The organism is Pseudomonas sp. 10S4 (assembly GCF_034344865.1).
Taxonomy (GTDB): Bacteria; Pseudomonadota; Gammaproteobacteria; order Pseudomonadales; family Pseudomonadaceae; genus Aquipseudomonas.
Map to the genome: position 1 here is coordinate 5548162 of NZ_CP133774.1, position 12986 is coordinate 5561147.

Sequence of the window (12986 nt, forward strand, 5' to 3'; positions counted from 1 at the left end):
AAGCGCTCCTGCTCGGCCTTGAGCCTCAGCGCCTGCATCTCCTTTTGTAACTACATGATCATACCCACCCTACTTTTACATACTGTAGCTGGCGATATAACCAGCCTCGATAGCATTCCTTTATATAAATTTTGGCGGGCATTCAAGTTTGGACTAGCGCAGTCAACACGTGCATGGGCATATTGATTCGCAACAATATTTAATCCATTGAAAATATATTGCTATATAAATATGTATGTGCCACTCAGCAATAAATGTACATTCCCCACTCAATCAAACTTTCCAAGCTTTAGTTCCGGCTGTCCCAGAGAATATTAATTTCGAGTCAAAAGCCTAAACTAAACCACCAAGGCCGCTCACGAACGCCTTCGTAACTGTTTGATTTTTAATATCTATTTCCGTGAGGGAATTCTGCTTTTTAGTTCAGAGCAAGACCGGCGCAGTGAACTTCGCCTACGGGGCATCGAAGAACTCTATAGATCTCAGAAACCACCTGCATCGTTGCTTCTTCGATCGTTCCTTCATTACGGCATAAAACCCAGCCGTGATCTGCAATCGCTCGCTCGAACGCCTTGGTACAAGCGATATGTTCTTCCAGCTTATGGATCACAGTACTGCTCAGCCCACGCCGTCGTGCCGCTGCCCTCGCCCATGAAATCTCAGGGGCGGTGACAACCCCGACATGCAGGTCTGGCACTCGCACGTTTCGATCAATGTTTAACTGTAGAATCTCTGCAAACGGGATTATCCGGCGAAACGCGGCATCAGACGGGTACCAGCGATCGATCAAGATGATGCTGCCTGGTGGCTGTTTAGCCACCACGTGCTGGGAAATCCAGGTACGGCTATCAGCAAAGCGCTCACAAACCCCCAGCTCCAAATCCCGGGTGGGATTCCTGACGAGCTTGTTAACGAGGGCCATTGTTTCCCCCTATAGGGATCGCTTTTTTCTCGCAAAGTCGGATCACCTTTTTGTTGTCTGCCCTCAGTACTTTCGTAATGGCCTCCAGCAGTGTGGTTTTGCCGGTTCCTTTGGGCCCATCTAGAGAAACAAACAGCGGACGATTCATTCTTCACATAACGATTGATATACGGTTTTTTTGCCCGGTTCGTTCGCTGGAACCGCTTGGCGCGACTACGCGAATCGAGTGGAGGGCCCTTATGAACAGGCATTGATGAACACTCTAACTTAGTTTCTGGCTAACGGGTCTCAAAATCCATGGATGGTTTTGTGGGGCAGGTGCACGACTTCCCAGCAGCGATAACCAAGGCCGCCAACTGCTGCCGGCAACAGCAGTTGGCCCCACACAAAACTACTTCAACCGCCCCGCTCCATCCAGCCAACCTGGCGCGCCTTTCTGCAACCATTCAGTGGCCGCGGGATTGTGTTTGATGCGGCTATCCAGAAACGCCACACCAATTGCCTGAATCGCAGCAACTTGCTTGGGATCCGGGGCCGGCTCGCCCACCACCGGGCTATGGAAACCGCCGCCGGATTTGGCGCCGCGCTTGTGCCTTTTACCTTTGGGAGCATCGCCGGATGGATTGCTACCCTTATCGGCCTTTTTCACCGGCCGGTTGAACAACTCGGTACCCGACAAGGTCTTGTGCGTAGCGTTGTTCAACTCCAACTGAACGCTTCCCGCCGCCGTCACCGACTCGCCCAACACTTGTCGCTGGCGATAAGAACTGACCCAGTTGAACGGATCTTCATCCTCCTGACCGGTCATCGACAGCACGGGCGCCGATATCTGGGCGAAGACTTCTCGCCGGGCACCGGCTTCCACATAAGGGCTGAGCAGCAACACCGCTTTGGGCTGAATCGCGACGCCCGACGTAGCGCCAGGTTCCAGCGCCCCGGCCAGTGCCTCTGCGGTCTGCGCCCCAAAATCAAAGCCGGCCACCACAACTTGATTCCAGTCGATGGCAGCCAGTTGCGCGTCTCCTTTCGCGGCTCGCGCCCGAACCTCGGTCAGGACTTTCTGCAGTGTGGACAGCCTGTCGCGTAAGGCGGCGGCGGTGTAATGACTGCTCGCCATCCCACGGAAGTCTCCATACAACGCCTGCTGCGACGCAAAAATCGACTGATCATAGGCGTGCCCCTGAACAGACAGCACCGCATAACCGGCCTGCGCCCAAGCCTTGCGCCACTCCACTCCGCCCGAGGCCGGCTCACCCAATCCCGGCAAGTAAATAATCAGCGGCAAACGCTCATGGATAACCGGCGCCAACCACGCAACATCCACCGATTGCTGATCGAGTTGCCAGATTGCGCCCCAGCCGACCGTTTCGTTGTGGGACGGTTGATAGGCGGTAGTCAGCTCTTTATTGACCCGCTCGGTGAATGCGATGCGCGGGTCTGGCGGATCGCCCGCACAACCCGAGATCAATCCCAGGCTGCCCACTAAGGCGCCCACCGCTAGCCAGTACCGAGGTTGAAGGTTCATTCGATTCACAAAGTCGTCCAGATCAAGATGGCTAGCAGCCTAACCGACCCGCAGGCGAACGAGGCGCAAGGCCAGGTAAAGAATGGGTAAAGGGTGATGAAGGCGCCCTCGATCAGACCATGCGTTTCGTGCGCAAGGCAGCCAACGTCTTGGGTGTCCGTAGCTTTCTTTCACCGAACAGCAAGCCGCCCCGGTATAGGGTCAGATCTTGTAGCCGTTCAAATTTCACCGGGTGCTGGCGTTTGTGGGCTGCATCGTTGCCATTCAAGTCGAAGGACGTGATCAGCCTCAGCGTCCCCCTGGTGCTGGGCCTCTGCCAAGGCTGCCGCATAGGTTTTACCGTGCCCGGATATCTGGGTCAGAATGAAATTCGAAGTGCCATTGACGATGCCTGAAATAAGCTAGTTTTTGTTGGCGGCCGCCGTCATGTAAGCGTCTGGCGGCTCCGGCAGTGCCGCGAGCATGTCGTGCAGTCCGGCAGCCCACTGCATTCGGATACGCATGAAGTACGGGTCGTCGGCCGTGATGCGATAACTTTTCGCACCGGTAAAACTGTCTTTCCTGTACACCAACAGATCCAGCGGCATGCCCACCGACAAGTTGCTGCGCATGGTCGAGTCGAACGAGATCAGCCCACAGCGCAGGCCCTCTTCGAGTGATGTGCGATACGTCAGATTGCGATCGAGTATCGGCCGGCCGTACTTGCTTTCACCCAATTGCAGGAAAGGCGTGTCCTCTGTCGCCTGAATGAAGTTGCCTTGCGGATAAATGCTGTACACATCCATGGGCCCGTCCGCGATCTGCCCACCGACCAGAAAAGAGCAACTCAAGTCGGTCTTGCCGGCCAGCTTCGTACGATCCCGGGCGACGACTTCGCGAACGGTTTCGGCCACCAGCACGGTGGCGTCATAGAGCGTGCGGACACTCAACAAGTGTGGTCCCTGCCCCGTGGAACGCTGCTTGAGCAGGTTGACCACCGATTGCGAGGTGGCCAGGTTGCCCGCCGTTTGCAACACAATCAGTCGCTCGCCCGGCGTGCTGAAAATAAACAACTTACGGAACGTTGATATCTGATCAATGCCCGCATTGGTTCGTGAGTCGGAGATGAACACCAGCCCGTCGGCCAGGTGCATAGCGACGCAATAAGTCATTCGTGTTAACTCGTGAATTTGGGATGAACGACCGTACCGTTTCATAACGGTACGGCCGGTAACGGTTGCAGTTGTGAACCGGGGCTACTGGTGCTGGACCTGGAACATCGAGTTGACCTGAACCCGCGCCAGCATCGACTCGGCCCCGCCACCACGCCGCATGCCGCGTACAGGGCAGGCGTCGAGATAGTCCAGGCCAACCGCCAGTTTCAGATGACGCTCTGGACGGGCCAAGCGGTTGGTCACATCGAAGCTGTACCAACCGTCGTCGAGCCAAGCTTCGGCCCAGGCGTGACTGGCGAGGTGGTTTTCATCTTCGGTGCACAGGTAACCGGAGACGTAACGTGCGGGAATTCCCAGGCTGCGGGCGCAGGCCAGGAAGGCGTGGGTGTGGTCCTGACAGACCCCGGCTCCCCCCGCAAAAGCCTCGGCTGCTGTGGTGTCCACGGTGGTCGCACCCGGGTTGTAGACCATGTGGTCGGCCAGGCCATTCATCAGGTCAATCAGCGCCGTCCGATCCCGTCGCATACCGCAGTGCTGCACGGCGAAGGCATTCAAGGCGTCGTCCGTTTTTGTCAGATGACTGGTGCGCAAAAACGGAAAAGGAGATTGGCTGTCGCGCTCCTGCTCACGGTCCGGGTCGATTTCCACCTGACCATAAGCCGTCAGCACCAGAGCACCGTGGGGCTCGTCCATCGTCAATACATGCAGGATGTTGCCGTAAGGGTCGAACTGGCTACGGACTATGCGCGGCAATTCCAGGTGCCATTCCAGGATGTGCTGGCGTTCGCTGTTCTGCGGCGTCAGGCGCAGGAACTGGATGCTGGTGCAGACTTCATCGGCATAGCTGTAGGTGGTGTCGTGGCGTATGGACAGTTTCATACGACCTCCAGATAGGATTCGTGGACGGTCTGACCGAGATGGCGAACCTGGGAGATGAAATCGGTCAGCCACAGGTGCAGACCGAAGCCGAGAATCTCGTCGATACCGGTGTAGCGCAGCCGAGCATTCAATTCGGCAGCCAAGCGCTGAGCCGCTCGCCCATTACTACCCGGCAGGCTGGCGAGGATATGGTCCAGTTCCTCGATGCAGGCGTGCAATGAGCGCGGCACATCGCCGCGCAACAGCAACATCTCGGACACCTGCTCGGCGCCCGGTGCGTTGCGGTAGATCTCGTTGAATGCCTCAAAGGACGACAAGGCCCGCAACAACGCGCTCCACTGGTAGTAGCCGCGCGCGGAGTTGTCACTGACCTCCTCCGACTCTTCGCCGAACATTTCGTAGCGTGCATCCAGCAGGCGCAGGGTGTTATCGGCGCGCTCAAGGAACGTCCCCAAGCGAATGAAGCAGTAGGCATCATTGCGCATGATCGTGCCCGACGTCGCGCCGCGGAACAGGTGCGAACGCTCCTTGACCCACTCGCAGAAATGGCTGATGCCATAACGCGCCAGGCCGTTGCTGGCGATGTTGCGCATCTCCAGCCACGTGGCGTTGATGTTCTCCCACATGTCGGCGGTGATACGCCCGCGTACGGCGTGAGCATTGGCCCGAGCGGCCTGCAAACAGCAATAGATGCTCCCGGGGTTGGTTTCGTCCAGCGCAAAGAAGTGCAGCATGCGCTCGGTGTTGAGCTCGCCAAAACGTTCGTTGTAATCATCCAGCGTGCCAGCGGCCAGCAGCGACATCGCCAGCTCGGCGCGGCCATCGGTGCGCCCGGCCTGGGGCATCAGCGACAGCGAGTAACTGACTTCGAGCATGCGCGCCAGGTTTTCGGCGCGCTCCAGGTAACGGGACATCCAGTAGAGGTCCGAAGCGGTTCTTGAAAGCATGTCTTAGTCCTCCACTACCCAAGTGTCTTTGGTGCCACCGCCCTGGGACGAGTTCACCACCAGCGAGCCTTCGCGCAATGCCACGCGGGTCAGGCCGCCGGGCACCAGACGGGTTTCGCTGCCCGACAATACAAACGGGCGCAGATCAATGTGGCGTGGGGCGATGCCGTTTTCGACAAAGGTCGGGCACGTAGATAGGCATAGCGTCGGCTGGGCGATATAGGCTTCGGGGCGTGCCTTGAGCCGCGCGCGGAAGTCCTCGATTTCCGCCGCCGTGGCTGCCGGGCCGACCAGCATGCCGTAGCCACCGGAGCCCTGGGTTTCCTTGACCACCAGCTCGGGAAGATGGGCCAGCACATGGGACAGCTCTTCCGGTTTGCGACATTGCCAGGTCGGCACGTTCTTGAGGATCGGTTCTTCGTCGAGGTAGAAGCGGATCATGTCAGTGACGTACGGGTAAATCGACTTGTCGTCCGCGACCCCGGTGCCCACGGCGTTCGCCAGGACCACATTGCCCGAGCGGTACGCCGCCACCAGCCCGGGCACCCCGAGCATGGAGTCCGGATTGAAGGACAACGGATCGAGGAACGCATCGTCGAGACGGCGATAGATCACATCTACCTGTTTCGGGCCGGAGGTGGTGCGCATATAGACATGATCGTCACGGACAAACAGATCGGCGCCTTCGACCAATTCCACACCCATTTCACGGGCCAGGAATGCATGTTCAAAGTAAGCACTGTTGAAGCGCCCGGGGGTCAGCACCACGGCCGTGGGGTTGTCCAGCGGGCTGGAACTCTTGAGGGTGTCCAGCAGCAGGTTCGGGTAATGATCGATGGGCGCCACGCGCTGGGCGGCGAAGAGTTCAGGGAACAGACGCATCATCATCTTGCGGTCTTCGAGCATGTAGCTGACGCCGCTGGGGGTACGCAGATTGTCTTCCAGTACGTAGTAACTGCCATCGCCGTCTCGGACCAGATCGACCCCGGCGATATGGGCATAGATGCCGCGGTGCAGATTCAGGCCCTGCATGGCGACCTGATAACCCTCGTTCGCCAGGACCTGTTCGGCCGGGATGATGCCTTCCTTGAGAATGCGTTGGCCGTGGTAGATGTCGGCCAGGAACATGTTCAAGGCCTGGACCCGCTGAATGCAGCCACGCTCGACCATTTGCCATTCGCTGGCCTTGATACTGCGCGGAATGATGTCGAACGGAATCAACCGTTCGGTGCCCTGCTCGTCCCCGTATAAAGTGAAGGTGATGCCGGCTCGGTGGAACAACAGGTCGGCTTCGCGACGACGTTGATCCAGCAACTCCAGAGGCGTGTCCGCCAACCAACGCGCGAACTCCTGGTAATGTGGGCGGCAGCCACCACTCGCATCATACATTTCGTTAAAAAAGCTCGGGACATACCCTACTCCTTGCCGCGATACATACGGCATTTTCTTATAACTTCGCTATTTCAAATAAGATGAGGCCTTACGTTATTTTAGTGAGTACTGTTTCTGTTAAGCACCTCAGTGTGCGTCGTTAACTTCCTGTTTCATGCGGAAATACATTCCTCATGATTCCGGCAACCTCTTGACGCATTCCCACGCCAGATAATTGGCTATTTTGTTTGATTTCTGACGCCCAATTTATAACGATCTCCATTATTTTTTTCGTTGAAACCGCACTTCCGGTGGTTTGAATGTACTTTTGCAAGGGCTGTGCCCAAGTACCGTAAGGAATGATAAAAAGCGGAAAATCCCCCACAAAAGATACTCGCGCGACGTTTTATTTCATTATTGAGACAAAAGTAGGCCAAGCCACTGAAACGATTCTTCCTCTTTTAACTTGCACAACTCTGGAGCGAGCGAAAATGGTGCAATTGGCAACTCCAGTCAGTTTTATGCCCTCTAAACGTGAAAAATTTACTCACCGTTTTTATTGCCCTTGTAATACAACGCGTTCAGCGCGGCATGCCGATTAATATCGACGCACTATTAATGTTCGTAAAAATGCACCACGAACCGGCGGCCGGAACGAAAATGCCAAGTAGTGATGCAAAGAGAATGCGAAGAAAGGACGGCTTGGGTTCTGAGGTCTTGCCGTCCGTGTAACGGAATGACTAACTACGGTTTACTCGAGGAATTTCCGGGTCAGGGTCACCGACGGCATCGTCGGGGTCATCATTACAGCCTTGGGACGACGCAACAGGAGCCAGCCGGCCACCAACAAGAGCGCTACAACGGGTAACGCAGCCACAGTCATTGTTCCGTTTGGATAATCAAAGGCCATCATCCCCAGCACGCCCGCCAAGAACAGCAAAGTCAACCACGAAGTGACCGGAGCTCCCGGCATCCTGTACGACACCGCCTGCGCCTCTCCACGTGCTACGGCATGACGGAACTTCATCTGACAGACAACAATGAATCCCCAAGTACTGATCACACCCAGCGAGGAGATGTTCAGCACAATTTCGAACACCCGAGACGGCACCAGGTAGTTCAGTACAACCCCGACTATGTAAATGGCAACAGTCACCAGAATCCCCGCGTAAGGCACCGATTGCGCACTCATGCGCGACATGAAGGTTGGCGCCGAACCACCCATTGCCAATGCCCGCAGCACGCGTCCAGTCGAGTACAGCCCCGAATTGAGGCTGGACAGGGCTGCGGTCAATACAACCACGTTCATCACCGAACCGATCCATGGGATACCGAGGGCCGCAAAGAAGGTAACGAACGGACTTTCACCTGCTTTATAGGCAGTCCAAGGCAACAGGCACACCAGCAAAATCACTGCGCCCACATAGAAAATTGCAATCCGCCAGATAACGCTGTTGATGGCTTTGGGCAGTACAGCTTTGGCGTCCTGACATTCTCCCGCGGCAACGCCGATCAATTCGATACCGGCGTACGCGAATACCACGCCTTGCACCAACACCAGGGCCGCCAGCATTCCATGGGGAAAGAAGCCCCCGTTTTCGGTAATCAGATGCAGCCCCGTAGGATGACCGCCCACAGCAATTCCGCCACCTAGAATGATCGAACCGACCACCAGGAACAGCGTCAGAGCGGCGACCTTGATCAAGGCAAACCAAAACTCCATTTCACCGAACCACTTAACGCCAATCAGGTTCATCACGGTGACGATAGCCAGCGCCACCAGGGCTGAGACCCATTGCGGTACAGAAGCGAACGCATCCCAATATTGCATGTAGAGCGCCACAGCGGTGATATCAACAATCCCGGCCATGGCCCAATTCAGGAAGTACATCCAGCCAGCGACGTAGGAAGCCTTTTCTCCCATGAACTCTCGTGAATAGGACACGAAGCTGCCGCTGGTAGGCCGATGCATCACCAACTCCCCCAGCGCGCGCAAAATGAGAAACGCAAATAAACCGCACACCAGATAAACGATGGCCAACGAAGGCCCGGCTATTTGTAATCGCGCACCAGCCCCGAGGAAAAGCCCCGTACCTATCGCGCCTCCTAACGCAATCATTTGTACATGGCGCTTGCTTAAATTCTGGTGATACCCCGCCTCATGTGAGGCTAACCATGCATTCTTATCACCCTGTTGTGAGTGTTCAACCGACAGCCGTCCTTCTGCTTTCATCGACATGGATGGATCTCCATAACTTCTAAATTTATTACGGTGCGTTTCAGGGATGCCCGACTCAGCGTCGAAGCGCTTGAACAAGGCTTTGGATTGGCCTGCTTTCTCTTTACTGATGACAGTGAAGAAACTGCCAGAAGGGGCGTTGCAATGGAGGTGCCGGGAACACGGAGGACCGGCAGAAATAACGTCATTTATATAAAAGCAATCACCCTTGGGTGGTTTTCTTTATTAATGGCGACATAAATACTCAAAAATAAGATGAATCGTTTCATCAGCAAGATGCAACTGCATTCGCTGCACAACACTGGAGCGATTCAAAAAAGTGCATAGATTGATTTTTTGATGTTCATCGAACCAATACAGGGATATTTAAAGGAACGATATTTCGGACATGCCAGTTTGCAAGGGCGGAGAACCGAAATCGAAACGCACCGAATAAGAGCCAGTAACCGCACCCATTCAGCGCCGGCTGCACCCGTTTGAGACCTATTCATATTCGTCCAACGCTCTGTAAGTGATCTCTCGACCACTGATGGTCAGTGCCATGTTGTCCGGCGTTCGCTCGGCGTGGTCTTTTACATAGTCATGAAACTCTTTCATCTGGCCACCTCGCTACCATCCGCCAAGGATGACGACGACACACTGCCTTCTTCCTTGTTCGCCTGTACGGCTTCGTCATCCGCGGGGACGAACAGCACAATTGCCCCGACGATCACTTCAAAAACCCCGGCGCCGACAATAACCAGGCCGGTTTCAAAGTGGGCATACAGCGCAGCACCGCAGGCACCGGCTATCAGAATCGACGCACCCAACGCCGCAAAGCGCAGCCTGGCCAACCCGGCGATCTCGCTTTGCTTGAACTTGGTTTGAATGAGCAGAATGAATGAGATATCGATCAGCGGCCCACCGAGTGCAGCAAGACCTGCGCCGATCATCATCCCCGCCAGAACATGCTCTGGAGGCAGATACATTACGGCGGCACCGATGGTCGCGATACCCAGGCCGTTGACCACGGAACCAAAGGTAAACCCGTGATACAAACTGCGGATTTGTAGATTGCCCACGACAAAAATGGAGATCAGGTTTCCTGCTCCATAGGCGCCCATGATCAAGCCGTAGGCAGCAAAATCCTGGACACCAAAACCCTGGATGTCGTATTTGACGACAGCCAGCGCCATGCCGATCGAAATCCCGACGCTCCAGGCAACATTGCCCAGTCCCGCACACACATACACCGCCTGCATTTGCCTGCGCCTCACAAGGCTTCGCCAACCGGCAGTAAAGCCGGCACGTCGACTTGTCGCCTTGACAGGTTGTCGCGGCAACGCTTTACCCAGCTTCATGACTGCCCACGCGGAGATCAGAAACGTGACGCTGTTGAGGGTAAAAAGATGTTCGATCGGAATCAGCAACGTAATAGCCGCAGCCAGCATCGGTCCAATCACTCGGGCAACCCGGATGATGGCATCGAACAGCGCGTTGACCGATTGCAACTGGTCCGGCGTCGCGACAATGCGCGGCAGACTGGCACGCAGCGCCGGCTCGAAGAGCGAGTTGACGATCATCATAAGCATGAGCGGCACCGCCAGCATCCACAGACTCATGATGCCAAGCCCCCAAGCGATCACCGGAATCAAGGCAAGACCGGCCCGCACCAAATCGGCACCGATCATCGTGCGACGATGATCCCACCGCTCCGCCCATATTCCACCCAGCAACGCGCCTGCCAACGCGGCAGCACCGCGTAAAGCACTGAGCCAGCTCGCATCGGTGCCAGCGATTTGCACCGCCATCCAGGCGATGGCAATCGCAAAGAGCTCGTCACCAATTGAGGACAGCGCCAATCCTCCCCACAGCAAGGCTACGGGCCGCTGCAGTAGCAGCCGGAACAATTTCATATCTCAACTCCACACAATCACTCGACAGAGTCTGATAGAAGCCCTGTCGTCTCGTTACTCGTAGATTAGAAACGACTGGCCCCGTCGAAGAGGAGGATTGAAAACGCTGACCAGGATCAGATCCGTGAACTTGCCGCCGTGCAGATAGTGACGATCATGTTTGTCCAGTACATACATATCTCCCGGACGAATTGCAGGGATGGTGCCGTCCATGTCTTCGATTTTGCCCTCACCGCCAATGCAATAGCAGGCCTCGAGATGATTGCGATAATGAAGTAGCGCTCGCCGAGATCGCTCTGTCTTTGCCGCAAAAAACAAGACAAATACTTCAGGCATACCATACCCGTCATAGGGCAAACGTCAGTGCTGCGGCGGCAATCGGCATAGACACATTAGTCACACTGTGACGTCAGGATATGCCAGTTTCGGAACGTCACCGCTAATGCATTGCACTGACGTCGGCTGGCGGCGTCGGATGCATCGGCTTTGCGTCCTTCACAGTACAGAAGCTCTCCCAAGGTGCCGCCAGGCGTTTATGAGCATCTGACGTCGCCCGGTAGTTAAATCATATGTCTGGGTGGAACTTCTCTCGCTTGAGGATATAGTCCCACTCAGTAAATGATCTGGGTGAAGCCAATATGAAAACGGTCACGGCCCTTTTCACCGGTCTACTCGCTACCAGCCTGTGCACGGCGATAAGCCTCTGTGCAAATGCTGCGTCGCCTCCGCCACCCATCAAGACCAGTTTCGACTGTGCCAGCGCACGTGCATCCATCGAAAAGCTGATCTGTCGCGATCCGCAACTGACGCAAATGGATATCGAGCTGACGCGTCTTTATCACCTGGCGCTCACGGATGAACGCTCAGTACCGCCTCCAGACAAAGTCACGATCGACCAGCAGTTCTGGATCGAATCCCGCAATCAGTGTGGCTCCGGGCCTGAGCCCAAAGCGTGCGCGATCCGAAGTTATGCCGAGCGCGCCCACCAGCTACGCCAAGGCTCGGCCATTGTCAGGACCAAGGACCCAGACAGACTCACCGAAGGCCCCCTGGCTTTTCGTTGTACTGGGTTTAACCCGCTGATTGCCGCCACCTTCTTCAACACGCAGCCAGGTGTCGTGTACCTGAAATGGGCGAACACTTCGATCACCCTGAGCCAGGTGCCGAGCGATTCGGGAGCCCGTTACACCGGCAAAGATAACCAGGGTAACTACAGCTTCTGGCAGAACGGCAACGAGGTCCTTTTCCAGAAACCAGGCTCAGGGGCAATGAGTTGTACAGCCGAGCCGGTCGGCTGACTGCTCTTTAGCATTGGGCTGGTCACCCAGCCCAGTCGTCTCTACTTCGGCTGCGCCACCGTGCGCAAATAAGGCTTAACCGTCCTGAAGCCATCCGGATATTTTTTCCGGGCGTCTTCATCAGAAACTGAAGTCGGAATGATCACATCCTCTCCCGGGCGCCAGTTCACTGGCGTGGCAACAGTGTGCTTGGCGTTCAATTGCAGCGCATCCAGCAGACGCAGCACTTCATCGAAATTGCGACCGGCGCTCATGGGGTAGATCAGCATCGCCTTGACCTTTTTGTCCGGCCCGATGATGAACACGGAGCGCACCGTGGCGTTGTCTACAGCAGTCCGGGCACCGCCGCTGGCGTTCGGATGAATCATGTCGTAGAGCTTGGCCACCACCAGGTTTTCGTCGCCTATCATCGGATAGTTGACCGCATGCCCCTGGGTTTCTTCGATGTCTTTGGCCCAGGTTTGGTGGTTGCTGACGGGGTCGACGCTGAGCCCGACGACCTTGGTGTTGCGTTTATCGAACTCTGGCTTGAGCTTTGCCATGTAGCCGAGTTCAGTGGTGCACACCGGGGTGAAGTCCTTGGGATGCGAGAACAGAATCGCCCACTTGTCGCCGATCCACTCGTGGAAATGCAGCGTGCCCTCGGTGCTTTCGACGGTAAAGTCCGGCGCTTCGTCGCCAATGCGGATTGTCATGTTCGTTCTCCTTACTGTGAGTTCGTAGGGGAAACTCTCTGCGTTGAACGGGTCAACGCGG

General features: G+C 56.0%; 12 protein-coding genes and 1 pseudogene. 1 reads left to right on the forward strand and 12 read right to left on the reverse strand.

Annotation, left to right across the window (positions count from 1 at the left end; genetic code table 11):
* Positions 1 to 418 precede the first annotated feature (418 nt).
* From RHM58_RS26080 to RHM58_RS26125, 11 genes and pseudogenes are all read right to left on the reverse strand, one after another.
* Positions 419 to 1070, reverse strand: a pseudogene (locus RHM58_RS26080) (dTMP kinase).
* A 243-nt stretch (positions 1071 to 1313) separates the two neighbouring features.
* Positions 1314 to 2447 (reverse strand): alpha/beta hydrolase family protein, encoded by a 1134-nt coding sequence (locus RHM58_RS26085; protein ID WP_322268612.1) that lies wholly within the window; start codon positions 2445 to 2447, stop codon positions 1314 to 1316.
* A gap of 218 nt (positions 2448 to 2665) precedes the next feature.
* Positions 2666 to 2845: a hypothetical protein gene (locus RHM58_RS34145; protein ID WP_369125113.1), complete on the reverse strand. Its 180-nt coding sequence runs from the start codon at positions 2843 to 2845 to the stop codon at positions 2666 to 2668.
* Between the two features lie 3 nt (positions 2846 to 2848).
* Entirely contained in the window at positions 2849 to 3598 is a 750-nt protein-coding gene (locus RHM58_RS26090; RefSeq protein ID WP_322268613.1) for a proteasome-type protease, read from the reverse strand.
* A gap of 84 nt (positions 3599 to 3682) precedes the next feature.
* Positions 3683 to 4480 (reverse strand): transglutaminase family protein, encoded by a 798-nt coding sequence (locus tag RHM58_RS26095; RefSeq protein WP_201255144.1) that lies wholly within the window; start codon positions 4478 to 4480, stop codon positions 3683 to 3685.
* On the reverse strand, positions 4477 to 5427 hold the full coding sequence (locus tag RHM58_RS26100; RefSeq protein WP_322268615.1) for an alpha-E domain-containing protein: 951 nt from the start codon (positions 5425 to 5427) through the stop codon (positions 4477 to 4479). The genes RHM58_RS26095 and RHM58_RS26100 overlap by 4 nt, the downstream gene beginning before the upstream one ends.
* 3 nt (positions 5428 to 5430) lie before the next feature.
* The gene (locus tag RHM58_RS26105) at positions 5431 to 6870 is read right to left on the reverse strand and encodes a circularly permuted type 2 ATP-grasp protein (protein WP_322268616.1); all 1440 of its coding nucleotides are present in this window, start codon (positions 6868 to 6870) and stop codon (positions 5431 to 5433) included.
* Positions 6871 to 6958: 88 nt separating this feature from the next.
* A complete protein-coding gene (locus RHM58_RS26110) occupies positions 6959 to 7183 on the reverse strand; it encodes a hypothetical protein (RefSeq protein ID WP_322268617.1) in 225 nt (74 codons plus the stop codon).
* Positions 7184 to 7549: 366 nt separating this feature from the next.
* Positions 7550 to 9037, reverse strand: coding sequence for an L-asparagine permease (ansP, locus tag RHM58_RS26115; RefSeq protein ID WP_322268618.1), 1488 nt, complete (start codon positions 9035 to 9037; stop codon positions 7550 to 7552).
* A 593-nt stretch (positions 9038 to 9630) separates the two neighbouring features.
* Positions 9631 to 10932, reverse strand: a complete 1302-nt coding sequence (locus RHM58_RS26120; RefSeq protein WP_322268619.1) for an MFS transporter — start codon at positions 10930 to 10932, stop codon at positions 9631 to 9633.
* A gap of 54 nt (positions 10933 to 10986) precedes the next feature.
* On the reverse strand, positions 10987 to 11268 hold the full coding sequence (locus RHM58_RS26125; RefSeq protein ID WP_322268620.1) for an ectoine synthase: 282 nt from the start codon (positions 11266 to 11268) through the stop codon (positions 10987 to 10989).
* A 302-nt stretch (positions 11269 to 11570) separates the two neighbouring features.
* Between RHM58_RS26125 and RHM58_RS26130 the strand changes: the two genes are divergently transcribed.
* Positions 11571 to 12230, forward strand: coding sequence for an MliC family protein (locus tag RHM58_RS26130; protein ID WP_322268621.1), 660 nt, complete (start codon positions 11571 to 11573; stop codon positions 12228 to 12230).
* A 41-nt stretch (positions 12231 to 12271) separates the two neighbouring features.
* Here RHM58_RS26130 and RHM58_RS26135 read toward each other — a convergent pair whose 3' ends face one another.
* On the reverse strand, positions 12272 to 12925 hold the full coding sequence (locus RHM58_RS26135; protein WP_201255151.1) for a peroxiredoxin: 654 nt from the start codon (positions 12923 to 12925) through the stop codon (positions 12272 to 12274).
* Positions 12926 to 12986: the final 61 nt, after the last annotated feature.

What these genes read in the sequence shown, in the direction of transcription:
- RHM58_RS26085 (WP_322268612.1), bottom strand. Translation starts at nt 2,447, where the DNA reads ATGAACCTTCAACCTCGGTACTGGCTAGCGGTGGGCGCCTTAGTGGGC.
- RHM58_RS26090 (WP_322268613.1), bottom strand. Translation starts at nt 3,598, where the DNA reads ATGACTTATTGCGTCGCTATGCACCTGGCCGACGGGCTGGTGTTCATC.
- RHM58_RS26095 (WP_201255144.1), bottom strand. Translation starts at nt 4,480, where the DNA reads ATGAAACTGTCCATACGCCACGACACCACCTACAGCTATGCCGATGAA.
- RHM58_RS26100 (WP_322268615.1), bottom strand. Translation starts at nt 5,427, where the DNA reads ATGCTTTCAAGAACCGCTTCGGACCTCTACTGGATGTCCCGTTACCTG.
- RHM58_RS26105 (WP_322268616.1), bottom strand. Translation starts at nt 6,870, where the DNA reads ATGCCGTATGTATCGCGGCAAGGAGTAGGGTATGTCCCGAGCTTTTTT.
- ansP (WP_322268618.1), bottom strand. Translation starts at nt 9,037, where the DNA reads ATGTCGATGAAAGCAGAAGGACGGCTGTCGGTTGAACACTCACAACAG.
- RHM58_RS26120 (WP_322268619.1), bottom strand. Translation starts at nt 10,932, where the DNA reads ATGAAATTGTTCCGGCTGCTACTGCAGCGGCCCGTAGCCTTGCTGTGG.
- RHM58_RS26125 (WP_322268620.1), bottom strand. Translation starts at nt 11,268, where the DNA reads ATGCCTGAAGTATTTGTCTTGTTTTTTGCGGCAAAGACAGAGCGATCT.
- RHM58_RS26130 (WP_322268621.1), top strand. Translation starts at nt 11,571, where the DNA reads ATGAAAACGGTCACGGCCCTTTTCACCGGTCTACTCGCTACCAGCCTG.
- RHM58_RS26135 (WP_201255151.1), bottom strand. Translation starts at nt 12,925, where the DNA reads ATGACAATCCGCATTGGCGACGAAGCGCCGGACTTTACCGTCGAAAGC.